This is a genomic window from Streptococcus suis (genome assembly GCF_002960425.1).
GTDB lineage: Bacteria > Bacillota > Bacilli > Lactobacillales > Streptococcaceae > Streptococcus > Streptococcus suis_S.
On sequence record NZ_POIZ01000004.1, the window covers coordinates 23,176 to 49,350 of the forward strand.

Below are 26,175 nucleotides of genomic sequence, written 5' to 3' on the forward strand. Positions count from 1 at the left end.
TAGTAATACTGGGGGGGAAATTAGCTTCCGACTTACTCTGCTTTCTTGCGACCTAGCCAGAAGCCTAGACCTAATGAAGCTAACAAGAAGCCAAAAATACTTAGATTATTATGACTTTGACCTGTTTCAGGGAGGCGAGAAGAGCTGGACATTGATGAAGTTGCACTTGTCAGGCTTCTAACCTGTTCTTCCTTCTGTTTTGGAGACACTACCTCTTGCTGCGCCAATTTCGGTCTAGGTCGGATTTGAGCTGGTTCAAGTTGTGACAGGGAAATTTCTGGTAATTCTACAGTCAGTCCAGCTCCCTTGGTCGTCACTAATGGTGGTAAAACACCAACTGGCAAGCTGTGCTGAACGCTACTTCCCTTGGCGGTAACGATTGCGGGGAGAACACCTGCTGGCAAGCTGTGGTGAACGCCACTTCCCTTGGCGGTAACGATAGCAGGGAGAACACCCGCTGGCAAGCTGTGCTGAACGCTACTTCCCTTGGCACTAACGATAGCGGGGAGAACGCCTGCTGGCAAGCTGTGGTGAACGCCACTTCCTTTGGCGGTAACAATAGCAGGGAGAACGCCCGCTGGCAAGCTGTGCTGAACGCCACTTCCCTTAGCAGTAACGATTGCGGGGAGAACGCCTGCTGGCAAGCTGTGGTGAACGCCACTTCCCTTGGCAGTAACGATAGCAGGGAGAACACCCTCTGACAAGCCATGTTTGACGCCCTTACCATGTTCTGTAAAGAGGACATGAAGGGGAACGGTTACTTCTTCTTGACTAAGGTCATCATAGACCACTCGAACTGTGACAGTGTGGTCGCCACTGGTCTGTGGAAGAGTGCCTGACACTTCCAAATTAACCTGACCAACATCACTTGGTAGACTGATTTGCTTCAAGATTTCAGTCTTGGTCGCCTCACTAGTGCTAGTTGGTAGGACTTGGGCAGAGCCTGTAACTTGTGCTTGATAGCGATCAGTTTTAGGAAGAACACCGACTGGTAGGCTATGTTTGACACCCTTGCCATGTTCTGTAAAGAGAATATGAAGAGGAACGACTACTTCTTCTTGACTAAGGTCATCATAGACCACTCGAACTGTGACAGTGTGGTCCCCACTGGTCTGTGGAAGAGTACCTAACACTTCCAAGTCAACTTGAACGACATCACTTGGTAGACTGATTTGCTTCAAGATTTCAGCCTTGGTTGCTTCACTGGTGCTAGTTGGTAGGACTTGGGCAGAGCCTGTAACCTGTGCTTGATAGCGATCAGTTTTAGGAAGAACACCGACTGGTAGGCTATGTTTGACACCCTTGCCATGTTCTGTAAAGAGAATATGAAGAGGAACGACTACTTCTTCTTGACTAAGGTCATCATAGACCACTCGAACTGTGATAGTGTGGTCGCCACTGGTCTGTGGAAGAGTACCTAACACTTCCAAGTCAACTCGACCGACATCACTTGGTAGACTGATTTGCTTCAAGACTTCAGCCTTGGTTGCCTCACTAGTGCTAGTTGGTAGGACTTGGGCAGAGCCTGTAACCTGTGCTTGATAGCGATCAGCTTTAGGGAGAACACCCTCTGACAAGCTATGTTTGACACCCTTGCCATGTTCTGTAAAGAGAATATGAAGAGGAACACCAACATCTTCCTGACTAAGGTCATCATAAACAACTCGAACTGTGATAGTGTGGTCGCCACTGGTCTGTGGAAGAGTACCTAACACTTCCAAGTCAACTCGACCGACATCACTTGGTAGACTGATTTGCTTCAAGACTTCAGCCTTGGTTGCCTCACTAGTGCTAGTTGGTAGGACTTGGGCATTGCTTGTAATTTGTGGCTGGAAACGACTTGCTTTTGGCAGAATCAAAACTACTGGAATCTCAATCGTTTTACTGCTAGTAATAGTAGCCAGCACCGTCCTGTCAAAGTTTGGATCCAACTGGTAGCTACCCTCTGGTGCGCTAGGTACATCATTCTCAACACCTGTGATAGACTGCCCATCATCAACCTGTACCTGTTTCTCTTTTAACAAGAGACCTGACTGAGTAAAGTGCAGGGTTACTGTATGAACTTGTGGTGCCTGAGTCGGCTCTACCAAACGGTAAACTAGTCCATCCTTAATCAAATTAAAACGATTGAACCCATTCTCCAAAGTAATACGTGCAGCAGGAGATAGCATGCCCTCAACCATTACGTATTCCTTATTTACATTCCGAGCTAAGTCCTGTTCAAAGCCTCTAACAAGCACTCCAACTTCCCCATCAATATCTCCTGTTACGTTGAGACTAGATGCTGCTGGAATGATGACGGTTCCTTGCCCAGATAGACTACCCAGTCTAACTGGATCATTGGCAATAGTCAACTGTGTCCCTGATTCTAGTTCTAGACCAGTCGAGATTTCAGATACCTGATTAGCTAAACTAACATCCGCCTTATTGACCAATTCAAGCGTTTGGATGTTCTGTAGGTTTAGTCCGTAGATGCGTGCAGTATCAATCACAACTGTATTATCCCAACTTCCGTTACCGTCAATTGACTTCAGACTGCTAGATTTTGATGTGACCAAAACTGGCTCCGTCACATCTTCTCCATTGACTCCTGACAATTTGATGCCTTGGTCTACGCTAACAAAATCCGACAGGATAGAAATGGTTACTGGAATGTTACTTACTGAATCAGCATTTCCAGCATAAATGGTATTAAACCGTGTGTCTGAATTTCCATTAAGAATGGTAATTTTCCCATGACTGCCTGCTGGTTGACCTGAACGCGAACCGGCAACTAGAGTGGGACGTAAGTCACTTTGCGCCTGACTCATTGTTGTAGATACCTGATCCAAGGTCAAGTGATAGCCATTGGCATAAATATTGGGTTGTTTACTACCATCTGCTAACATATTTAATGTTACATGAGCAAAGGTTACATCAGCCCCCAGTTCCACATCAGGTCCACGGAAGCTTAAACGATGGCCTTGACCATCAATGGTGACAGACTTATCAAGACGGAAAGGCTTGTCCTGACGATGCATGATATTATCAACAAGCTTGATTCTATCCCCGTTTTTTGCTTGGGCAAGAGCATAGGATAGACTCTGGTAAGGACTATCAAGAGTTCCGCGACCATCTTGGGATTTCTCATCTCCCTTGGTTACATACAGATCACGCGCTACTTGTTCCTGATAAATGCTAGTACGGAATTCATTAGTATCTTTCAAATAAGCCTGGAAGATGCTCTTTTTCAAGTCTTGAACAGCCGAAACCCTGGTGGACAAGGGAACCTTATTAGCAGCATTACTTTTCAGTTGTTCTAAGTCTTTGGCAATCGCTTCATCCATTTTACTTTGAATCGCAGCAAAATCACTGGCTACACTAGTCGGTTTTAGTTCAGACACCTTGGCAATGCGGCGATTAAACATAGCCTTCTTAAAGGTTGCTAAATTCCCATCGAATTCAGGCATAATGGCAGTAAGAGCTTCCTTGTCATTGGCATGTTGATCCGATACATAGGCCACCATACCTTTTTCATAGCCGTATTCACCTAAAATTTCATAGGCATTTCGCTTAAAGCTAATATCACCTCCGCTACCCGTATCATTTTGAAGGGCAGCATAAATCGGTTCAAAGAGCGGAATAGTATAGTAGGAGTTCGTACGGGCTGTTCCTCTGGTTTCCATACCATTAAATTTGTAGCGTCCCGAAATCAAGCCTTGATCTACAAAATCAGCAATCGTCTGTAAGTTAGCAGCTGAAGTCGGATCAATGGAGTTTACAAGTTCAGTCGTTTTGCCGCCACCATTATTGGCTGGATTTGGAATAAGACTAATCTTATTGAGCAAAACAGCCCTATCAGCAGCAGTATGTTTCAAAATAGACTGAGCCTCAGCGTAGTCTAAGGTATAGATCACATCCAAGATTCCCTGCATATAGGTTTTCAAGTCTGCAGAGGTTTGGAAACGACTTGGATGGCTATTTTGAGTTCTATCGCCCGAAATAGTATAGGCAGTATTGAGGTTAAAAATCGGATCTGAAGTCGGTGATGCAGACATATTCATCGATTCAAATAACCCTCTCGCAAATACTTCCTGCAACTGATCTGGTCGACGACCATGCCCATTTAACCAAACGGTCTTATCCAACATGTGTGTCAACTCATGAGTGTAGACAGCATGGCCATCATTGGTTAATGACTTATAGAGGAAATTGTTCATACTGTTGGTCCCATTGGCTTGACCACCTGCACGAACAAAATTGATATAAAGATTCATGGGACCGATAAATTCCTGCACTCCTGTCAAGGCTTTCGGACCTGATTTAGGCGACCACAATTGTTCTGCAGAAGCCTTTCCAGTTGAATAGGCTTGCAGTGAGTCGGTCACAATAATCGGCTCATGAATTTTTAATCGTTCACTCTGCTCACTAATACGATACCAAAAATCCAAGAAAGCTTGTTGGTGAGCTGCGTAGTCTGCTATTTGTGTTTTTAGAGCAGCACGTTGACTATCGTTTTTCTCAGCTAGATAGGTATCTACCGCACCATAAGTGATGGTATTTGTCGTACTAATGGCATAAAGTGAATCATCACTCAGGTTCAGAAGAGGCAAAATGTGATTCTGCCACCGCTGGCTATCTCGCAGGGTGGTGTAGAGTTCTGTTTGCCCATGCGGACTACTAGCTTCTGCAATATAAGCCTTAGAAGTATCTTTAAACCAAGCTGATACATCTTCTTGTCCCGTCCATCGTGGCACTTGACTTTCAATAAACTGAATCGCATCAGCATGATTGGTAATCGAGCTTAGTTTTCGTTGGTAGGTCACCAAGTTGTTTCTCAACTCCAAATCAGCATAAGCCAAATCGCCTATCGCCAATAAATTGGTCAAGGGTTCACTGTTATTTCCAAACACTTCTGGATGGTACAAAATGAGGTCTTTGGCTGAAAAATTACCAAATTGAAACCCATACTGACGGTCAAGATAGGTCAAACCAAGCAAAATCTTTTCTTTGTTTGCTTTGATTGTATCAGCATCTACTGTAGTCGTTTTTTCAAAAACACCTGCCAAAATACTATCCAAATTTGTCTGAACAGCATTAAAGCTATCCCGCATATCTAACTGGTTCATATAAACCTGTCGCTTACGCTGGGTCATTTCTTCATTTGTTAGAGCCTTACCACCATTTTCCTTTTTTAGAGCTTGCTCCAACAGTATTTTCTCTAGTGGTCTCTCTGAGTGATTCAAACGCTCATACAAGCTCTCATAGTCAACTGCCTTCAATTCAGGTGATACTGCGCCAACCAGTTCTGAGACATTTTGACTATTCTTTATTCTTGGGAAATTAGCTGCATTAGCTTCTTCAATTTGACTGGTTCCATCTGCAAATACTGTTTGTAGTTTGACAGCCGATTGATTGGTCAAAGAAGTTACCAGCTTTCCATTGGCATCTAGCGGTAATTTAGCCAACTCCTGAGCTGCCACACTGCGTACTCTTCGTGCTGAACGTAGCACAGGTTGAACGACTTCTTCTACTGCTTGGTCAGTCGAAGCTGCTTCTACTGCGGCTGTTTCAGTTGGTTGAACTGCTTGAGTAGCCTCGTCCGTTGACCCTGCTGGTTCTTGTGCCGTTTGAATAGTCTCTAGTTCTACTGGCTCAATAATTTGATGAGAATTCTCGGCTGGGAGAGTATTCTCATTTACCGGCTCCACTGCTGGCTGCTCTTGCCCTGCTTCTGCTGGAAGTGCTGCTTGGGGTGCTGAAAGGTCTTGAGAGACCACTTCCTTCTGAATAGCTGGTTCTGCTTCTACAAGCTGGCTTTCTTGAGCTGGGTTCTCCTGTGTGGCTTCGTTTAGTGAGGAACCAACAGTTTCTGGAGTTTGAACAGCTACCTCATTGGTTGCTAGCTCTTGACTTGGCTCATCTGTTACTGGCTGACTAGTTTGTTGACTACTAGCAGGCACTTGACTTACCTCTTGCGCAGCCGCAACCTGCCCTCCAAGGACGCTAAAGCTAATGGCCAGAGCAACTGACACGACACCGATGGAAAACTTACGTATACCAAAATGGTGCTTCTTTTGTAAAAAATGTAAATTCATTAAAATATAGTCTCCTTTTGAGCTAAATAAACACTCTACTACAATTATATAAGTAAAAAGAATGAAATGCAAAGAAAACGCTAACAAGTAAAAAAGCTCCCAACGATAACCGTCAGGAAACTGAATAAAACACTCTAAATTGAAAAGAAAATTTCTACCCTTACTTCACCGTCTCAATCGTCCATTCCTTCCAGCCTCGGAAGCGGATAGCTCCTTGCTGGTCGGTGCGATAGACTTGGATATTTCGACTGTCAAAGCGGTCCAAGGTTTCTTGGTGAGGATGCTTGTAGCGGTTGTTTTCTCCTGCTGATACCAGGGCAATCTTGGCTCCGATATGGTCTAGAAACTCAGGATAGGAGGATCCTTTGGAGCCATGGTGACCAGCCTTGAGGACATCGACAGGCAGGTTGGGATAGGTTTCTATCAAGTCCAGCTCCCCTTGCTCCAAGTCCCCTGTAAAGAGGAAATTGGTTTCCAACAAGCGACCGTAAAGGACAACCGAGTCATTATTGCCACCGTCGCCTGTCCCATCTGGATAAAGGACTTCCAGATAGGAGTCAAAAATCGGCAAGCGGTCGCCCACCGCCACCATATGAACAGGGACATTGATTTCTTTCAAGGTGGCTACAAAGTCAGGCACCGTCAGGCTTCCTGGTGACACGTAAATCCGACCAATCTGGACCCGTTTCGCCACTTCCAACACATCGCCCACATGGTCCGCATCGGTATGGGTCAGGACCAAACTATCAATCCTGTCCACGCCCCGACCATGCAGATAGGGAATCAAGGTCCGCTCTGCATTTGCCTGCGAAGACCGCTCCTGCCACGCTTCCTTGGCCGCAAAATCAACCCGACCGCCCACATCAATCAGGACCGTCCGCCCCCGCATATCCCGCAAAAAGATGCTATCCCCCTGCCCGATGTCCACCACCGTCACCTCGTTTTCCAGCGGGTGTTTGGTCGTGAAAAATAGCAGAGCAAGGACCAGGCTCAGTCCTAGGAGCCATTTTTTCTTCCTGTGGAAATCGTAGAGCAAGAAGAGGCTGACCAGCAAGAGCAAGAGGACCAGCCCAGACGGCTTGCCCAGTATCCAAGGTCGAAATCCCAAATCCGCCACCCAGACAATGATGTTCTCCATAAAGACAAAAAATCCGTTGACCCAAGTCACCTTGACCAGAGGTGACAGGAGAAAAATAACTGACAAACCTGGCAAGAGCAGGACATCAAAGATAAAGGAAAAGACAAAGGTCAAGAGGATAGACAAGGGCTGAAAGGCATAGAAATAGGTCATGAGTACCGGCAAAATCCCCAGCGAAATACTGAGACTCTCCACCGCAGCCTTTTTGAACTGACCCACATCCTCAAAATCAAAGACAGTCAGCAAGAATGCATAGGTAAAGGTCAGCACTCCTCCAGCCGTCAGTGGAAATCGGGGCAGCATCAGCAGACAGACAAAGACCGTCACCGCAAAATTATCCAGCTTCCGCAAGCCCATATTGCCCAGAATTTTTTGGACCAGCGACCGCACCACTGACACCGAAAAGCCTGTCAAACCAGCATAGACAAGGGAAAAGGGAATCTGCAACTTATCCACTGTTTCCTTGGTCAAGCCCAAACGCAGCAAAATCCAACGAAACTTGTCGATGAAAAAGCCCACCTGCATACCAGACAAGGCGAAAAGATGAATGATACCCAGACTGGAATAGAGGTCGCTCATCTGGTCAAACTCGCTGTCCAAGTCCCCAAACAAGAGCCCTGTCATGTAGTGGCTCATGGGTGCTGGAAAATTGGTTTTGATATAGACCAAGGCCTGCCTCCGCCAGCTTGACAACCAGTCAAAAACATTCCAAGACTGGACAGGGACAATCTTCTTAATCGCCGTTAGCTTGACAGACCGATAGATGCCCTGTGTTTTCAGATAGGCCTGATAGTCAAAGCCGTTGAAATTCCGCTGACCAGCTGGCAGGCTGACTTCTGCTTCTACTTCTAGCTGGACCAGACCTGTCAGCTTTTGAAAATAAGCCTGCTCCTCCTGACTGGCTAATTTGTAGAAAACCTGATAGTTTTGTCCGTCAGCCCGACCTCGAAAGGACAGGCTGTCTCCGTTAATGTCAATGGTATCGGGAATGACCTGCACAGTGGTCACTTGCTCTGGGGCTGACTGGGCCGCCCGCTCCCATTGGACCTTCTGGCATCCGAAAAACAGACCGCACAGGGCTAGTAGCGGCAGCGTTTTGAGGAAAACTGTCTTACCTTGCCGAAACCCAAAGACAGCTAGCAACAAACTCAGCAGGCCCATTGTCAAGAGGGAAAAAGAATGGACTGCAAAGTAGGCCGCCACCGCCAAGACTGCCAGGTGAATGGGCTGGCAGGGGGGCTTACTCAACCGTGACATAAAGTCGGATGCTTTCCATGGTCTTGTCGCCGATGCCCGATACATTGTTGAGGTCGTCCACCGACTTGAAGCCACCATTGGCCTCACGATAGGCGATAATGTCCGCCGCCCGCTTGGCACCGATGCCCGAAATGGTCTGCAAATCAGCCTCGGTAGCCGTATTTAGATTGACTAGACTGGTGTTCTTTCCTTCTTGGGACATAGCAGAGCTGGCAGTCGTGCTGGCAACCACCGAGATATTTTCGTCCTTACTAGCTACATAGACCACCGCTTCGTCGCTGAGCTTCTGAGCCAGATTGATAGACTTGGGATCTGCCTGACTGGTCAAGCCACCAGCTGCCTTAACTGCATCATTAACACGCGCACCAGCTGCTAAAGTGTAGAGCCCTGGCTTTGCTACCGCTCCTTTGACATCAACGACCAGCTGGCTGGCCTCCTCACTTTCTTCTGTATTGGTTTCTTCGACCAGCTCCGAACTGCTAGAAACTTGCTCGGTCTGTGGAAAGTCTGTCAGTCCTGTCTGGTCAGATTTGGCAGGTTGGCTGAAAATTAAGAATGTTGTCAGAAGCAAACCTGCAGCTGCTGGCAGAGCAATCTGCCACTTGTATTCTTTAAGCATTTCTATATAAGTTTTGATTGTATCCATAAATTACCTCCACCTATATAGTGCGTAAAAAACACGAAAATCCCGGCCTTATAAGCCGAGATTTTCATATTTTGTCCGATAGCCAATCTGCAAGATTTTCCCATCTTGAATAAGCAATGGGCGTTTAATCAGCATACCATCATTAGCTAATAAGTCTAAGGCTTGGTCCACCGTCAAACTGTCAAATTTGTCTTTTAGACCGAGTTCGCGGTAACTATTGCCTGAAGTGTTAAAATACTTTTTCAATTCCAAACCTGTTGCTTCCATCCAAGATTTGAGCTGGTCAGCACTTGGAGGGGTTGCCTTGATGTCAATGGCTTCAAATTCCAAGCCCAAACTTTTCAGCTCTGCTTTTGCCGCCCGACAGGTCGAACACTTGGGATATTCATAGTATAAAATCATTGTTTCACCTCAAAGTATGGATTTTCGTGTTGCAAGAGCCAGATTTTTTTATCCAGTCCTCCCGCATAGCCTGTCAACTGCCCTTTTTGATTGAGGACACGGTGGCAGGGAACGATGACAGAATAGGGATTTCGTCCAACTGCTCCACCGACTGCCTGCCCTGAGCACACTCTCAGTTGCTGGGCAAGTTGTCCATAACTAGTCGTCTGGCCATGAGGGATTTCTTTCAATAAAGCCCAGACTTTTTCCTGAAATTCCGTCCCAATAGCTTCAAGCGTCAGGCTAGAAAAATCTACTTCCTCACCTGAAAAATAAGCATCCAGCAAGAGACTGGTCTGGTCTAAAATAGGATGTGAGCCTAGAACTGGTTCTTCTCTTAGCCCTCGTTCAAAATGCTTCTGGTCCTCAAACCAAGCACCTCGCAAGCCCTTATCAGTGGCCACAAGGGACATAGTCCCAAGCGGACTGTGGTAAATTTTCTTATATAGCATTCTAGCCTTTGTTTTTGATAACACGAACCTTGACAATGGCCTCAGTCGTTTCAAGTTTAGCAACCAAGAGATCAATCTTCGCCTTATCTGCTTCATCCAAGTCTAACAAAGTATAAGCATAGTCACCTTTTGACTTATTGATGATGTTGTCAATGTTGATGCCCAATTCAGACACAGCAGTGGTGATTTTTGCCACCATGTTTGGAATGTTTTTGTTGATAAGTGTAATCCGATAGGGAGCATCCAAGAACTGTTTGACATTTGGGAAATTGACTGAGTTGATGATTTCACCAGTCTCCATAAAACGACGAATGGTCTGACCAGCCGCAATGGCACAGTTGAGCTCTGCTTCTTCAGTTGAACCACCAACGTGTGGGAAAACAATAATATTTTCCTTGTTAAGTACTTCTTCCGTGCCAAAGTCAGTGATGTAGTTCTTGATAACCCCCGCTTCAATAGCTTCAAACAAGTCAGCGTTGTTGACCAACTCACCACGGGCGAAGTTAATCAAGGTCGTTCCTTTTTTCATTTGTCCAAAACTGTCAGCATTGAAGAGTCCTCGTGTCTTATCTGTCAAAGGAACATGAACAGTAATGTAATCCGCATTGGTAAAGATTTCTTTCAAGTCATCCACGCGTTTGACATGGCTTGAAATGGTCCATGCAGTTTCAACTGACACATAAGGATCATAGCCAAGTACATTCATGCCCAGACGACGAGCATCGTTGGCAATACGGGCACCAATAGCACCAAGTCCAATGACACCAAGGGTTTTGCCTGAAATCTCTGTCCCTGCAAACTGCTTCTTGCCAGCTTCGACTTGTTTTGGTACATCATCTCCTGACAAGGTATTGGTCCAAGCTGTCGCTCCGATATAGTCACGGGCAGACAAGAGGATAGAAGCAAGCACCGCTTCTTTTACGGCATTGGCATTGGCTCCTGGAGTATTGAAAACAACAATTCCCTTCTCAGTCGCTTCCTCAATAGGAATATTGTTGGTCCCTGCTCCTGCACGCGCAATAGCCTTCAGATTTTCAGGAAAATCAAAGCCATGCAAGTTTTCAGAACGAATGATAAAGGCATCTGGATTAGCCGCATGGTCACCGTCAATCTGGAAACGATTGCCCAATTCCTTCAATCCAACCTGGTTAATATTGTTAAACGTTCGTACACTAAATACCATTTTTCTTACCTAAAAAGGGGAGTGGGAAAGAACTCAACCACTCCTAGAAGAGTTCGTCTTCCCACCCCCGCAAAGTTGATTAGGTCAGATTTGGAGTGCAAAACACGAACAAATCTGCCAATCAACCACTGCGCTGAGATGTTGACACGACCCTTGAGAAGTGATATGAAACTTTTGCCCAGTCCCTTTCTTTCATTTTTAATTATTTCCTAAGAGCCAACGGTCGTCTTCACTTATCTCCTGATAAAGACTGCGTTCGCTCTTGTGCTTGATTTTTTGGTAGGCTAGGCGCTCGCCGTCCAAGGGAACTTTGCCACAATAAACAAAACCTAGCTTTTCCAGAATGTGCTGCATGGGCAGGTTTTTCTCATGGGTATCGCAGCGGAAATCTGGGCCCTTTTGCCCTTCGATAATCCCTTGCAGGAAGGTCTGAACCACACCTTGACCCTGAAACTCCTTGGCTACTGCCACACGGTGAATAGTTGTGTAAAGGGGATTGTTATGCTGCCACTTGCCCTCATAAATGGCTTCATAAGCAGCCTCTGTCCCACGAAAGACAGCCGCATAAACCGCAACCTTACCATCCACCAGACCAACATAGCCCTTGCCTGTTAAAATATCATCAAAAATCGTATCTTGATTAGGGTAAATTCCTTGCCACTGGCTACTGCCAGAAGCTGCTAGAAAGACTCTAGCTTGGTCAATAATCTGACAAATAACCCCGATTTCATTTGGATGAGCAAGACGGATTTCCATTAAGCATTCTCCGCTTCAAATTTCTTCATAAAGTCAATCAAATCAAGTACGCCTTGACGTGGGAAGGCATTGTAAAGCGACGCACGCATACCACCTACAGAACGGTGTCCCTTGATGTTTTTAAAGCCTGCCGCTGTCGCTTCTTTGACAAACTTGGCATCCAATTCCTCGCTAGGTGACACGAATGGAATATTGGCTACTGAACGCTCTTCTTTTTTGCGAACAGGATTTGTGTAGAAATTAGACTGGTCGATATAGTCATAAAGCAAACCAGATTTTTCACGGTTGATTTTTTCCATTTCGTCCACACCACCGATTTCCTTGACCCACTCAAAGACAAGTTTGGAAATGTAGATAGAGTAAGCTGGCGGCGTATTATAGAGCGATTCATTTTCGGCTTGAATGCGGTAGTCCAACATACTTGAAAGCATTGGTTGGTCGTTGAGGAAATCCTCACGTACAATGACAACTGTCACACCAGCTGGACCAATATTCTTCTGAGCCCCTGCATAAATCATGGCAAAGTCTTCTACATTGTAACGAACCGCCAAGATGTTTGAAGACATATCACCAATAACTGGAACACCGTTGGTATCTGGAATGTCATAGACAGCCGTACCTTCAATGGTATTGTTGGTTGTCAAGTGAACATAGGCTGCACCTGGGTCAATGTCATTTTTGTCAAAGGTCGGCAATTCTGCATAGGTGATGTCTTCTGTTGAACCTAGCAAAATTGGTTCAAAATCAATGGTCTTAGATAGTTTCACTGCCTCTGTATAGGCTTTTTTACCCCATGAACCACCTGCTAGATAGTAGGCTTTCTTCCCTTGAGCAAAGTTGAGTGGAATCATGGTAAAAGCTAGGGAAGCCCCACCTTGCAGGAACATCACCTTATAATTATCAGGAATAGCCATGAGTTCGCGCAAAGTTGCCTCAGCGCCTTCAATAATATCGTCGAAGTCTTTGGAGCGATGGGACATCTCCAAAACACTCATTCCCGAACCGTTATAATCCAAGAATTCAGCTTGAGCGCGTTCAAGCACTGGTTTTGGCAATACTGCAGGACCTGCAGAGAAGTTGTAGATTGTCATAAAATCCCTCCAAAAATGTAATGTGTTCATTATATCACAAGAATTCAGAAAATTCCATAAAATAATCTAAATTCTAAGAAAAGGTTAGAAAAAAAGGATAGACTACTTAGCCTATCCCGTGATATAGATCATATACTTCTTGTTTTTTGAGTTGGTAGCGTTTGGCAACTTCTTTAATGGCCTGGTTAGGCTTGCGACCTGCTGCGATTTCCTTTTCCACCTCGGACTTTAAATCCACATCATCTGCAGACGGCAATTCTTCTTCACCAGCCCCTGCAACGATGATAAGGCATTCCCCTTTTAGAGAGGTATCCTTCAAGTAGTCCAAAACTTTTGAAATTGTTCCACGCTGGTACTCTTCATAGAGCTTGGTCAATTCACGAACGACAGTTACCTGACGATCTCCGTAGACAGAAAGCATGTTTTCCAAGGTATCTGCCACCCGATAAGGAGATTCATAGAAGATTTGCGTTTCTGGATAGGCACGTTTCTCTTGGAAAAAATCCTTTTGCTGCCCTGCTTTTCGCGGTAAAAATCCATAGAATATATGCGGTTGCGGAGCCAAGCCAGAAGCAATCAAGGCTGTAATTCCTGCGGACGCACCAGGCAAGGCCACTACGGGAATATCTTCTGCAACGGCCGCCTTTACCAAGTCATGACCTGGGTCTGAAATAGAAGGCAGGCCTGCATCCGATACCTGTGCAATGGATTGACCAGACTTGAGCCAATCAATCAAGACAGGAATTTTTTCATGAGCATTGTGTTCATGAAAAGAAGTTTGTCTGGTTTCAATCTCAAAATGTTTGAGCAAAAGTCCTGTGTTTCGGGTGTCCTCCGCCGCAATCATATCAACATCCTTCAAGGTTTGAATGGCTCTGAAGGTCATATCTTGCAAATTACCAATGGGCGTTGGAACCAAGTACAGACTTCCAACGCTTGTCTGTCCCTTAAATGATTTCTGTACTTTCATCTCAATCTCGATTCAATAATTCAATACAAAACATACAGGGTTCATCGTTTTCCCTGCGCTGTCCATAAGAGAAGGTACAAATATGGAAGCCATCTTCGTAAATATTTTCCAAATTTTCCTTCCCAAAATTGGAAGACTTATGGCCTGTCTTATCTTCTTTTTCAAGACGCTCACGCAACTTGGAATTTTCCAAGCGGAGAGTTGTATTTTCGTCAATGACGCCCTGCAAGTGTTTCTTAATGGCATCTACTTCTGCCAAGGTCGTTAAAAGATTCTGCGAAAAATCATCAAGGGCATCAAAAATTTCTTTCTTATCCATGGTCTTCCTTTCTGCTTATTGTAATGTCATAAACTCCAAACTATTTTGTAGGCTAACATTGGCCTGCCACATCCGTTTGGCTGTTAGGACTGCATCCATTTTCTCTCGGGCTAGTGGCTCCATCATCTTCTCTGCTAGGAGCAGGCTGAGAAGGTCAAACAAACGTCCCTGCTCTGCCTTTTCCACAGCCAAAGTAACTAAGGTCCCCACCTGCAAATAGGCTTGATTAGGATTGACAAGAATCAAGTCGATGAACTTTTTAGACTGGCTAATTAAGTCTAAAAAACTTTTATTTTCTGCTAACTTCCTTGCCTCTTCTTGACTGGATACCAGTCGCGCCAAAATCGTTGCATCGGATTTCAACAAGCCCTTCTCTTCAAGCATTCTCTCCAAGGCAGGAAGATTTTTTGGAAAAGCCATCATCTGCGTCCGACTTTTGATGGTCGGAAGTACGGCTTCTTCTTGGTTGGTCAGGAGAAAAATATGGATGTCCGATTGGGGTTCCTCAATCACTTTAAGGAGGGAATTGGCTGCGTTAGCATGCATTTTCTCTGCATCCCGAATGATGAAAACCTGTGTGCTGGATTCAAAACCAGATTGCGAAAAATTCTTGACCAGCTCGCGTACCGTTTCCGTCTTGATGATCGTTCCTTGAGGTTCCAAGAGGGTCACATCGGAAAACTCGCCTGCCTCTATCAAGCGGCAAGGACGACAAGTTTGACACGGCAATACGCCTGCTTTTTCCTGACAAAATAAAGACTGGCTCAGAAAAATCGCCATGTCATAGCTAGCAAAATCCCCAGAAAACAGATAGGCATGAGCCAGACGATTCTGCTCCAAGATAGTCACAAAGCGCTGAAATACTGTCGGCTGTAAATGTTTTAGTTCCTCAATCTTCATGTTCTTTCTGCAAACCGTTTCCTAATAACTGCCAAGGCATCTGCCACAACAGCTTCTAAAGGCTGGCTGGCATCAATCTTAACCAAACGCTCTGGTTCTGCTTCTAAAATACTGAGATAACCTTGCCGAACCCGCTTGTGCATATCTGCCTTTTCCATGTCCAGACGGTCCACATCCCTGCTTGTATTGCGAGCAATTCGGGCCAAGCCCTCTTCTGCATCAATGTCAAAATAGAGGGTCAAATCAGGTTTCAAGCCATCTGTCGCAAACTGGTTAAGCCAGTTAATATCAGCCACATCCAGACCACGTCCAAATCCCTGATAGGCAATGGAGGAATCGATAAAACGATCAATCAAGAGCAACTTTCCCTCAGCCAAAGGAGGTAAAATTTTTTCTTTCAAGTGCTGACGACGGGCTGCGATAAAGAGTAGAAGCTCTGTCTTATCGTCCATCTCAGTATTGGCAGGATTTAGAATAATATTGCGGATTTCCTCTGCAATCGCCACTCCACCTGGTTCCCTAGTCGTTACGACCTCTGGACCAAGCTCCTGCAAGGCAGGTAATAATTCCTGCAAAACCGTTGTCTTTCCAGCCCCGTCAGGACCTTCAAATGTAATAAAAAAACCGTTTCTCATCATTTCCTCGCTCATAGAACCTGTATTCACAAAACAGCTCTGCTATTTACATCAAATCACTTTACTTGTGAATGCAAATTCCTAGATAGTCATTCCATTTTACCAAAAAATAGGCAAAAAATCACTTGAAAAATGGACTTGTTTTTCATACAAAAATCTTTTAAAATTGATATATAGATGTTTTGGGAGGTTGCTATGATTCGTTTAAAAAATATTTTATTGATCTTGCTCGGTGCTGGGCTATTTGCCTTTGGACTCAACTACCTGATCATGCCCAATCGTTTATTTGAAGGGGGCGCAACTGGTCTTACCCTCATTATTTATTACCTTTTCGGCATTCAACCATGGGTGATGAACATTGTCATCAATATCCCCTTGTTTATCCTGGGTTGGAAAATACTAGGTAGAAAAACTCTCTATCTTAGTATTTTAGGGACGCTAGCTGTCACTGTTTGGCTGGCTATTTTTGAAAAAATTCCCTTTTCCATCCATCTCCAGCAAGATTTGATTTTGGTTAGTATCTTGGGTGGTATTCTAATGGGATTAGGGCTGGGCACCATCTTCCGTTCAGGTGGAACCACTGGTGGAAGTGATATCATTGCCCGAATCGGTCACAAATACACTTCCTATTCGATTGGACAAATTATCCTAGCCATTGATATCCTAATTCTGACCTTGATTGTCATTGTCTTTAAGGACCTACGAACTGTCTTATATACCTTGATGATGGTAGCCATCGCTTCCCGTGTCATTGACTTTGTCACTGAGGGTGGCTACGGTAGCAAGGGCGTGATGATTGTTTCACAAAAATCCGATCAGCTTGCCCAGGCCATTGATAGCGAGATTGAACGTGGTGTCACCTTTATCAAGGCGCAAGGTTTCTATAGCAAGACCGATGTCAACATGATCTACTCTGTCATCTATAAGAGCCAATTACAAGAAATGAAAGAACTTATCCATCGCATTGATCCCCACGCCTTTATCACCATTACAGATGCCCATGAAGTGCTTGGAGAAGGATTTACACTGGACCGTGATAAACAACCACTAGAACGACATTGATAAGAAAACTAGCTCTATCAAACTGTAGCCGGAAGACATTGCTACAGGAATGATTGAGCTAGTTTTTATATCGGACAAATTCCATATCATGACAATGTATAGTCATTTGAAAGGCTTTGATACATCGTCACTATCAGCTTGCCGTACTCTAGTAATGTCTGCACCTCAGTTCTTGGTCTGAAAACTCTTCATTCGATTATACAAAACGCATAAAATCACATTGGTAATAATGTTGGTTTTACGCGTTTTTTTATTTACGAATTGAGAATACCTCTTCCATTACAAAAATTGACAAAGTGCCAAAAAAAATGGCCCAAAGGACCATTTTCCCGAAAAGTCGATACTTTTCTTGGCTATTTCATCTTATATAGAAAAGGGGGAATTCCTTTTACTACTAAAACTAATTAGTCTTCGTTGCGACGACGTTTACCAGCAAGAGCAAGTGCTGCAACAAGCATACCGGCACCAAGAACTGCTGCTGATGATGAAGCTTCACCTGTGTTTGGCAATTGAGCCGCACCAGCCTTAGCAGTAGTTGCTGGAGCTGATGGTGTAGCTGGAGCTGCAGGAGCCTGTGGTTTTGGTGTAGCAGGCGCTTGAGGTGCTGGAGTTGCAGGTGTCTGTGGTTTTGGTGCAACAGGGTTGCTTACCTTACGGTAAACATGGTATGTATTACCATCGCCATCAGTGTATGTCTTACCTGTGAACTCGTAGCCTAGGATTGACTTGTTAGGTGTTGTTCCCTCTTCTTGCGGTGCAATTGGGTTACCGTCTTCGTCAACGTGGTTTGTTACAACCTTCTTAGCAGGTGTTTCTACTTTGCGGTAGATGTGAGTTGTGTTACCATCTGGATCTGTTACAGTCTTACCTGTGAACTCGTAGCCTGGGATTGACTTGTTAGGTGTTGTACCTTCTTCTTGCGGTGCAATTGGGTTACCATCTTCGTCAACGTGGTTTGTCACAACCTTCTTAGCAGGTGTTTCTACTTTGCGGTAGATGTGGGTTGTGTTACCATCTGGATCTGTTACAGTCTTACCTGTGAACTCGTAGCCTGGGATTGACTTGTTAGGTGTTGTACCATCTTCTTGCGGTGCAATTGGGTTACCATTTTCGTCAACGTGGTTTGTCACAACCTTCTTAGCAGGTGTTTCAACCTTGCGGTAGATGTGGGTTGTGTTACCGTCTGGATCTGTTACAGTCTTACCTGTGAACTCGTAGCCTGGGATTGACTTGTTAGGTGTTGTACCATCTTCTTGCGGTGCGATTGGGTTACCGTTTTCGTCAACGTGGTTTGTCACAACCTTCTTAGCTGGAGTCACTTTACGGTAAACGTAAGTTACTTCAGTAGTCTTACCACCTACAACAGTACCAGTTTCTGAACCATCAACACGAACAAGCTCATAAGTTGTACCATCTTCTGTAGTGATAGTGTTTGGCTTGTTATCAGTTGTGTCATAAGACTTACCAGCTGGAACGTTTGTTTCGTCTTGAACAGGTGTCTTAATCACTGTACCATCTTCAGTCACATAGTTCACCACAACGTTACCGTTTTGTACGTAAGGGATTGGTGTGTCTACACCAGTTTCATCTGGTGTTGGTGGCACATAACCCTTAGATGGATCAGTTGGATCGATTGGTTTCAATGGCTCGTTGGTCTTAGGATCAACTGGTGTGTAACCTGGAACATGTGGGATTGATGGAACTTCACCATTTGTACCTGGTGTTGTTGGATCAATTGGCTTATCTGGGTTCGTTGGATCGAATGGATATGGAACTTTTGGTTCTTGTCCTTCTGGAACACCTGGAACTTGTGGAATCCAGTTGGCAACTTTCTTATACACATAAGTGATTTCAGTTGTCTTACCACCTTCAACTGTACCTGTTTCAGAACCAATTGTCTTAGATGGGATCAAGACATAACGTGAACCATCTTCTGTAACAATCTCAGCTGGTTTGTTATCTGTTGTGTCATAAGACTTACCAGCAGGAACGTTTGTTTCGTCTTGAACTGGTGCTTTGATAACTGTACCGTCTTCAGTAACGTAGTTCACGACTACTGTACCCTTAGGAGTTACTTTACGGTAAACGTGAGTCACATTGCCATCTTCGTCAACAGTTGTCTTACCTGTGAATTCATAACCTGGGATTGATGTGTTTGGCTTCGTACCATCTTCTTGTGGTGAGATAGTCTTACCGTTCTCATCAACGTGGTTAGTTACAGGAGATTTAACTGCGCTAGAAACTTTACGGTATACGTAAGTTACTTGAGTTGTACCCTCAACAACTGAGCCATTTTCGTTACCTTGAGTTAATACTGGAACGATTTCATAAACTGAGCCGTCAGCTGTTGTAATGGTTGTTGGTTTGTTATCTGTTGTATTGTAAGATGTACCTGTTGATGTAGATGCAGTATCTTCAACTGGAGAAGCAATCACATTACCTTCAGTATCGATATAGTTAACAACAACGTTACCTTTCACTTCTTCGTATACGTAAGTTACTTTCTTGTCTTCGCCTGAAGTCACTGATCCGTTTTCTTCACCAGTAGTCAAGCTTGGAACAAGTTTATATGTCTTACCGTCTTCAGTTGTGATGGTTGTTGGCTTGTTATCTTCTGTTGAATATGTCTTACCTGGTTCTGCGTTTTCTTCATCCTTAACTGGAGTCTTGATTACTGTACCATCAGTTGTTACATAGTTAACAGTTACTGAACCTGCTGGCTCGTATACATATGTTACTGATGTAGTACCTTCGACAACTTTACCAGTTTCGCTATCGCCAGCTTTCACTTCTTTGTAGTAGTAAGTAACTCCGTTGTGTTTGATAACAGCTGGTTTGTAATCAGTCGTGTCGTAAGCAGTATCAAGAGCAGCGTCAGTCGTATCATTTACTGAAGTTGCAATTGTTTCACCCTTAGTGTTTACATAGTTAACTACAACGCTACCGTTTGGATTTGGAGCTGGAGTGGTTACTTTTTGGTAAACGTAAGTTACTTGAGTTGTACCCTCAACAACTGAACCATTCTCATTGCCTTTAGTCAATACTGGAACAAGTTTGTACTCAGTACCATCTTCAGTAGTGATAGTTTCTGGCTTGTTGTCTGTTGTATCGTAAGCTGTGCCTGTTGATGTAGATGCTGTATCTGTTACAGGGGCTTTGATAACATTGCCTTCTGTGTCGATGTAGTTAACAACAACGTCACCTTTCACTTCTTCGTACACGTAAGTTACTTTCTTGTCTTCGCCTGAAGTTACTGAGCCGTTTTCTTCGCCAGTAGTCAAGCTTGGAACAAGTTTGTATGTCTTACCATCTTCAGTTGTGATAGTTGTTGGCTTGTTATCTTCTGTTGAGTATGTCTTACCTGGCTCAGCGTTTTCTTCGTCCTTAACTGGAGTCTTGATAACTGTACCGTCAGTAGTTACATAGTTAACAGTTACTGAACCTGCTGGCTCGTAGACGTATTGAACAGTTGTCGTACCTTCTACAACAGTACCTTTCTCCGCAGCTGATGTGTCTTTCACTTCTTTGTAGAAGTAAGTCACTCCATCTTTAGTGATGGTAGCTGGTTTGAAATCAAGCGTTTCATAAACTGTACCAGTTGTTGTTTCTGGAGTATCTACTACATCAGTTGCAATCTTCTCACCTGCTGTGTTGTAGTACTCAACCACAACTGTACCAGTCTTGGCAACTGGAGTTACTTTTTGGTAAACGTAAGTTACTTGAGTCGTACCTTCAACAACTGAACCATTCTCATTGCCTTTAGTCAATACTGGAACAAGTTTATACTCAGTACCGTCTTCAGTTGTAATCGTTGTTGGTTTGTTATCTTTTGTATCGTAAGCTGTACCTGTTGATGTAGATGGAGTATCTGTTACAGGAGCTTTGATAACGTTACCTTCAGTATCGATGTAGTTAACAACAACTGAACCTTTCACTTCTTCGTAAACGTAAGTGACTTGCTTGTCTTCACCAGAAGTTACTGTACCGTTCTCTTCGCCTTTAGTTGCGTTTGGAACAAGTTTGTATGTCTTACCATCTTCTGTTGTGATAGTCGTTGGTTTGTTGTCTTCTGTTGAGTATGTCTTACCTGGTTCAGCGTTTTCTTCATCCTTAACTGGAGACTTGATCACTGTACCATCAGTTGTGACATAGTTAACGGTTACTGAACCTGCTGGCTCGTAAACGTATTTAACTGTTGTCGTACCTTCAACCACATCACCTGTTTCCGCTGCTGAGTCAGCTTTCACTTCTTTGTAGTAGTAAACTGTACCATCAGTTGCAGTAATCTTAGCTGGTTTGTGATCAAGAGTTGAGTAAGCTGTACCTGTTGATGAAGCTGGTGTATCTTCAACATCAGTAGCGATTTTCTCGCCTGCAGTGTTGTAGTACTCAACAACAACTGAACCTTTCACTTCTTCGTAAACATAAGTGACTTGCTTGTCTTCACCAGAAGTTACTGTTCCGTTCTCTTCGCCTTTAGTTGCGTTTGGAACGAGTTTGTAGGTTTTACCATCTTCTGTTGTGATGGTTGTTGGCTTGTTGTCTTCAGTTGAGTAAGACTTACCTGGTTCAGCATTCTCTTCGTCTTTGACTGGAGATTTGATAACTTTACCATCAGTTGTTACATAATTCACTGTAACAGATCCGCCTGGTTCGTAAACATAAGTAACTTCTGTTGTACCTTCAACCACTTTACCTGTTTCAGCAGCGGACTTAGCGTCTACTTCTTTGTAATAGTAAACAGTGCCATCTTCAGCGGTAATCTTAGTTGGTTTGTTGTCAGTTGTATCGTAAGCCGTACCTGTTGAAGTTGTCTTAGTATCCACTACTTGAGGAGCGATTACTTCACCTGCAGTGTTTACATAGTTAACAACAACATCACCCTTAACTTCTTCGTAGACATAAGTGACTTCTGTTACGCCTGGAACAACTTCGCCTTTTTCAGTTCCCTGAGTCATTTTAGGAACCAACTTGAATGTGCGACCATCTTTAGTTGTGATTGTTTCTGGTTTCACATCTGTTGTATCGTACTCTGTACCTGTTGAAGATTCTGGTGTATCTACTACTTGTGCTTGTAATTCTTCACCTGTTGTTGAGATGTAATTTACAACAACTGAACCTTTCACTTCTTTGTAGACATAAGTCACTTCTGTTGTCTTACCAGCTTCAACGTTACCAGTTTCGTTACCGATTGTTGCAGTTGGAACCAACTCATAAGTTTTACCTTCATCAGTAGTGATGGTAGTTGGGCGCAAGTCACTTGTATCATACGTTGAACCTGGTTTACCATCTACAGTATCATCAACAGTACTTGCTGTTACTGTACCGACATTGGTTACACCTGAAATTGGAGTGCCGTCTGTCGCAATGTAATGAACAATAACGTCACCAGCTTTTTCGTAAACATACTGAACAGTTGTCGTTGCTTCTGCTACTTTACCAGTCGTTGGTGCAGAAGTATCTTTCACTTCTTTGTAGTAGTAAACTGTACCGTCTGTCGCAGTAATTGTTTCTGGGCGGTTGTCTTCGTCTGTGTTGTAATCTGTACCAACAGACTTGTTCTCTTCATCAACAACCGTTTTCGCGATGATTTCACCAGCAGTATTGTAGTATTCTACCACAACATCTGATTTCACTTCTTCATAGATGTAAGTTACTTCAGTTGTCTTACCTGCTTCAACATCACCAGTTTCGTTACCTTTAGTCGCATTTGGAACAAGTTTGTAAACTTTGCCATCTGTAGTCGTAATTGTTTCTGGCTTGTTATCTTTTGTATCGTATGGACTACCTGGTTTCGCGTTTGTTTCGTCTTTTACTGGATCCTTGATAACTGTACCGTCAGCCAATGTGTAGTTAACAACAACGTTACCAGCTTTTTCGTAGACATAAGTTACTTCTGTAGTACCTTCTACAACCTTACCAGTTTCAGCTGCAGAACCTGCTTGGATCTCTGAACCTGTTGGCAAGATGTAGTAAACATCACCAGTGCTGTCTTCGATGATTTTATTTGGCTTGTTGTCAGTTGTGTCATAACTTGAACCAGTATCGCCATCGTCTGTATCAACAACAGGAGATGCGATTACTTTACCATCAGTGTTCACATAATTAACAACAACGTCACCGGTCACTAGCTCATAGTAGTAAGTAACTTCAGTTGTACCTACTACGACTGTACCTGTTTCCGCACCATCTACAGCTTTAGGAATACGTTTATATACTTTACCATCCGCTGTCGTGATTGTTTCCTCAATCTTATCAGTCGTATCATAGGTTGTACCAGTCGAAGCATCAACAGTATCGTTTACAGAAGGTGAAATTTCTGTACCATCCAAGAGTTTATAATGGACTACAACATTCCCTTTTACTTCTGAATAGACATAAGTTACCTCTTTAGTTACACCTGCTTCAATGTCTCCAGTTGGAGAAGCGGAATTTACATCAACCTCTTTAAATGTATACGTTTTTCCATCTTCTGCAACAATCGTTGTAGGTTTTTCACCATCTTGCGTTGCATCATAGGTAGTACCTGGCTCACCATTAACAGTGTCAACAACCTTAGCTTTGATAACATCGCCAGCTTCATTTACATAATTGATATTTACATGACCAGCAGGCACATAGACATATGTCAATTCCTTGATTGTATTACTTGCAACCGTTCCCGTTTCAGCATCAATTTCTTCAACTGTACGTGAATCATCTGTACGGGTTGTAGCAGCAAAGACACCTGCATCTGCAAGCCCATCAATGTTCTTATAGAAGTAAGTAACACCTTCTTTAACAATAGTGGCATCTCGAAGTGGAACTGTATCATAATTCGAACCAGTATCACCATAAGAAACTGCAACTTTGCTATCTTGGAGAACTTTGCCCTTGTCGTCTACATAGAATACTTCTACCGCTCCTTTAGGAGTATAGTAAAACGTTGTATCAACATTAGCTTCTGAGAATTCATTATAAAGTGTCCAGAATGCGGTTTTTCCTGGGAATGAATATGCACGGGTTGCATCATAGCCTTCAAGCGTTTTTTCCGCTGTCCAATATTTTAAGTTATCTACAACTCCTGTTGAGTAAACCGTCTCGTATGTAGAATCATCCGCTCCTGCTGCTTTTCGTTGAATAGTAATTACAACATCACCATCCTCAGATACAAAAGTTTTTACACGTCGTTCAATATATCCAGCACGAGGAGGTGCAACTGTAATTGCTGTAGTACCGACCTCATAACCTTTTGAAATCAATCCAGACTCTTGCTCACCAGAAACGTATTCATAATTTGTGACATCCCGTTTTGTAGATGAAGTAAATACATCTCCTTCAAGTCCTTTAATAGTATATTTTACAATTAATTCCTCTGTCCCTTGGACACGGTAGTAGGTTGTTTGTGTAGCAATTCTTGGTACATAACTCCACAATTTATGAACAGGATCGCCCTTCTGTACCAAACCATTTGACTGCCACACAGCTCTTGTACGTAACTCTGTTGCTTCTGCACTACCAAAGTAGAATTCTAAACGGTCTATATCTTGACCACCTAGAGTTACTGTCTCATATGTTGCGGTGAAATTTAACGTATGAGGGACATAAGAATTGGTGGCTGGATTTGGGACTGTAATGGTCACATTTTCAATTTGACCGTTTAATACCTTAGTTGTATCACCAAGAGAAACAGTAGTTTCACCAAGTAATTCCTGTGTAGTCTTATCTACAATTCGAACGAAAACATCTGTGTTTGATGGATCTGTCATATCCCTTGAAACAGTCATATAAAGATCACGACGCTTATCCGTTTCATTTACTAAAGTATACGGATCTAAGTTTGAAACTAGGAATGTATAGCGTCCTGTCGTTGGATCATTCTTTAATTGATCTGTTTCAGTAAAGTATGGACGAGTAATTGAAGCACCTGCTGGATCATCCATATCTGGTGTTACAGTGAATCCATCCGCAATAGCACCTTGACCAGATGTTTGGAGTTCTTGGAAGTCAGAACCAGGTCCTTGGTTAATCAAACCACTTGTCAAATTACCAGTAGTTGATGTTGTCGCCAACATGACTACGATATCACCAGTTTCTGAGAACTTACGCAATTCAAGTACAAGTGCTTCAACGTTTGAGCGAACTGCATCGATTTGTGCATTTACTGTTTCAAGAGTAGCTGCTGAGTTACTCAATTCAGCTGTTGCTTCGCTTACAGCTAATCTAGTTGCTGAAGCTACTGTCTTCAAAGCTTCGTTTGAGCTGTCTGCAGCAACCAAACGCTCTGCTTCTTTAGTCAAAAGTTCTGCTTCAGAAGTTACTTGCTCAAGAACAACTTTGGCTTCTTCAACAGTTGCTGGAGTTTTTACAGTTTCAGCTACTGCTTCACTTGTCGCAGCTTTTGTTTCTTTAGCTGTATTTGTTGTTTCGTTTACAGCTGTTTCTGCAGAAGTTGACTCAGTAGTTGTTGTTGATTTTGCTTCAGCTTTCTTAACAACTTTAACAGTCGATACGTTTTGACCATTTTCTGTTACTTCGAGAGTTACTGAAGAAGATTGACCTGATGCTAATTCATAACCTTCTGGAATTGAAACAAAAACAGGGATGGTTGCTTTAGCAACTTCATCAGTTGTGTTGATTGTTGCAGTATTAACAGAAGCATTTACCAATGTGCCATCTTCTAACACATAAGTCACAATGTAGTTGATTGTCGCTACACGTTCTGCACTTGTAACTGTTTGACCGTCAATAGTCCCAACAGTTTCAGTAGTTGAAGCCACTGTTGCTGATGCTTCTGTTGACGCAACTGTCGCTGACGTTTCAGTAGTAGTTGACGCTGCTACTTCTGCACTTGCTTCTGTTGAAGAAGCAAGTGTAGATGTTGCAGTTGTCGTTTCAGATGATGCAAGTGTTTCTTCTGCTTGTACTGCCTGAGCTCCAGCACCAAGAGCTAAGGACATACCAAGCAAGACACTGGCTGCACCAAAATGATACTTACGGATTGAAAAATGCTGACGCATTCCGTACCAATCGAAAGCCTTTTTTTTCGAACGATTCATATCGTCCCTCCTTGTAATAAAAAATAGACCAGAGGCTACACACTGGTAACACAAAATGACTAACGTAAAAATCCTATTGACTGGATATTCAGGAAATAAAGAGTTATTAGTAAATTCATCATGTAGGGGGATAAATTTCTTTTAAATGCTATATTTCATAAATCATTTTTCTCTGGTAAGAGATAGATAAGCTTATCATGATTATCATAG

General features: G+C 43.5%; 14 protein-coding genes. 1 reads left to right on the top strand and 13 read right to left on the bottom strand.

The window, feature by feature from the left end:
- Positions 1-32: 32 nt before the first annotated feature.
- The 12 genes from C1G57_RS00185 to tmk all read right to left on the bottom strand — a co-directional run bounded on the left by C1G57_RS00185 (position 33) and on the right by tmk (position 15,865).
- On the bottom strand, positions 33-6,077 hold the full coding sequence (locus C1G57_RS00185; RefSeq protein WP_105113243.1) for a ZmpA/ZmpB/ZmpC family metallo-endopeptidase: 6,045 nt from the start codon (positions 6,075-6,077) through the stop codon (positions 33-35).
- A 160-nt stretch (positions 6,078-6,237) separates the two neighbouring features.
- Positions 6,238-8,472 (bottom strand): DNA internalization-related competence protein ComEC/Rec2, encoded by a 2,235-nt coding sequence (locus tag C1G57_RS00190; RefSeq protein ID WP_105113244.1) that lies wholly within the window; start codon positions 8,470-8,472, stop codon positions 6,238-6,240.
- Entirely contained in the window at positions 8,456-9,118 is a 663-nt protein-coding gene (locus C1G57_RS00195) for a helix-hairpin-helix domain-containing protein (RefSeq protein WP_105113245.1), read from the bottom strand. Before C1G57_RS00195 ends, C1G57_RS00190 begins: the two co-directional genes overlap by 17 nt.
- Positions 9,119-9,166: 48 nt before the next feature.
- A complete protein-coding gene (locus tag C1G57_RS00200; protein ID WP_105113246.1) occupies positions 9,167-9,520 on the bottom strand; it encodes an arsenate reductase family protein in 354 nt (117 codons plus the stop codon).
- On the bottom strand, positions 9,517-10,011 hold the full coding sequence (locus C1G57_RS00205; RefSeq protein ID WP_105113247.1) for a methylated-DNA--[protein]-cysteine S-methyltransferase: 495 nt from the start codon (positions 10,009-10,011) through the stop codon (positions 9,517-9,519). Before C1G57_RS00205 ends, C1G57_RS00200 begins: the two co-directional genes overlap by 4 nt.
- 1 nt (position 10,012) lies before the next feature.
- Complete coding sequence (locus tag C1G57_RS00210; RefSeq protein WP_105113248.1) at positions 10,013-11,194, bottom strand: 3-phosphoglycerate dehydrogenase family protein; 1,182 nt, start codon at positions 11,192-11,194, stop codon at positions 10,013-10,015.
- 198 nt (positions 11,195-11,392) lie between these two features.
- On the bottom strand, positions 11,393-11,950 hold the full coding sequence (locus C1G57_RS00215; RefSeq protein ID WP_105113249.1) for a GNAT family N-acetyltransferase: 558 nt from the start codon (positions 11,948-11,950) through the stop codon (positions 11,393-11,395).
- Positions 11,950-13,041: a 3-phosphoserine/phosphohydroxythreonine transaminase gene (gene serC, locus C1G57_RS00220; protein WP_105113250.1), complete on the bottom strand. Its 1,092-nt coding sequence runs from the start codon at positions 13,039-13,041 to the stop codon at positions 11,950-11,952. Before serC ends, C1G57_RS00215 begins: the two co-directional genes overlap by 1 nt.
- A gap of 106 nt (positions 13,042-13,147) precedes the next feature.
- The gene (gene rsmI / locus C1G57_RS00225) at positions 13,148-14,011 is read right to left on the bottom strand and encodes a 16S rRNA (cytidine(1402)-2'-O)-methyltransferase (RefSeq protein ID WP_105113251.1); all 864 of its coding nucleotides are present in this window, start codon (positions 14,009-14,011) and stop codon (positions 13,148-13,150) included.
- 1 nt (position 14,012) lies between these two features.
- Complete coding sequence (gene yabA, locus C1G57_RS00230; RefSeq protein WP_105113252.1) at positions 14,013-14,330, bottom strand: DNA replication initiation control protein YabA; 318 nt, start codon at positions 14,328-14,330, stop codon at positions 14,013-14,015.
- A gap of 15 nt (positions 14,331-14,345) precedes the next feature.
- Positions 14,346-15,230, bottom strand: a complete 885-nt coding sequence (locus tag C1G57_RS00235) for a DNA polymerase III subunit delta' (RefSeq protein WP_105113253.1) — start codon at positions 15,228-15,230, stop codon at positions 14,346-14,348.
- The gene (gene tmk, locus C1G57_RS00240) at positions 15,227-15,865 is read right to left on the bottom strand and encodes a dTMP kinase (protein ID WP_105113254.1); all 639 of its coding nucleotides are present in this window, start codon (positions 15,863-15,865) and stop codon (positions 15,227-15,229) included. Before tmk ends, C1G57_RS00235 begins: the two co-directional genes overlap by 4 nt.
- Before the next feature lie 195 nt (positions 15,866-16,060).
- Between tmk and C1G57_RS00245 the strand changes: the two genes are divergently transcribed.
- Positions 16,061-16,927 (top strand): YitT family protein, encoded by an 867-nt coding sequence (locus C1G57_RS00245; RefSeq protein WP_105113255.1) that lies wholly within the window; start codon positions 16,061-16,063, stop codon positions 16,925-16,927.
- A gap of 404 nt (positions 16,928-17,331) precedes the next feature.
- Here the strand turns inward: C1G57_RS00245 and C1G57_RS00250 are convergent, their stop codons facing one another.
- Complete coding sequence (locus C1G57_RS00250) at positions 17,332-25,965, bottom strand: MucBP domain-containing protein (protein WP_105113256.1); 8,634 nt, start codon at positions 25,963-25,965, stop codon at positions 17,332-17,334.
- Positions 25,966-26,175: the final 210 nt, after the last annotated feature.

What these genes read in the sequence shown, in the direction of transcription:
- C1G57_RS00185 (WP_105113243.1), bottom strand. Translation starts at nt 6,077, where the DNA reads ATGAATTTACATTTTTTACAAAAGAAGCACCATTTTGGTATACGTAAG.
- C1G57_RS00190 (WP_105113244.1), bottom strand. Translation starts at nt 8,472, where the DNA reads ATGTCACGGTTGAGTAAGCCCCCCTGCCAGCCCATTCACCTGGCAGTC.
- C1G57_RS00195 (WP_105113245.1), bottom strand. Translation starts at nt 9,118, where the DNA reads ATGGATACAATCAAAACTTATATAGAAATGCTTAAAGAATACAAGTGG.
- C1G57_RS00200 (WP_105113246.1), bottom strand. Translation starts at nt 9,520, where the DNA reads ATGATTTTATACTATGAATATCCCAAGTGTTCGACCTGTCGGGCGGCA.
- C1G57_RS00205 (WP_105113247.1), bottom strand. Translation starts at nt 10,011, where the DNA reads ATGCTATATAAGAAAATTTACCACAGTCCGCTTGGGACTATGTCCCTT.
- C1G57_RS00210 (WP_105113248.1), bottom strand. Translation starts at nt 11,194, where the DNA reads ATGGTATTTAGTGTACGAACGTTTAACAATATTAACCAGGTTGGATTG.
- C1G57_RS00215 (WP_105113249.1), bottom strand. Translation starts at nt 11,950, where the DNA reads ATGGAAATCCGTCTTGCTCATCCAAATGAAATCGGGGTTATTTGTCAG.
- serC (WP_105113250.1), bottom strand. Translation starts at nt 13,041, where the DNA reads ATGACAATCTACAACTTCTCTGCAGGTCCTGCAGTATTGCCAAAACCA.
- rsmI (WP_105113251.1), bottom strand. Translation starts at nt 14,011, where the DNA reads ATGAAAGTACAGAAATCATTTAAGGGACAGACAAGCGTTGGAAGTCTG.
- yabA (WP_105113252.1), bottom strand. Translation starts at nt 14,330, where the DNA reads ATGGATAAGAAAGAAATTTTTGATGCCCTTGATGATTTTTCGCAGAAT.
- C1G57_RS00235 (WP_105113253.1), bottom strand. Translation starts at nt 15,230, where the DNA reads ATGAAGATTGAGGAACTAAAACATTTACAGCCGACAGTATTTCAGCGC.
- tmk (WP_105113254.1), bottom strand. Translation starts at nt 15,865, where the DNA reads ATGAGAAACGGTTTTTTTATTACATTTGAAGGTCCTGACGGGGCTGGA.
- C1G57_RS00245 (WP_105113255.1), top strand. Translation starts at nt 16,061, where the DNA reads ATGATTCGTTTAAAAAATATTTTATTGATCTTGCTCGGTGCTGGGCTA.
- C1G57_RS00250 (WP_105113256.1), bottom strand. Translation starts at nt 25,965, where the DNA reads ATGAATCGTTCGAAAAAAAAGGCTTTCGATTGGTACGGAATGCGTCAG.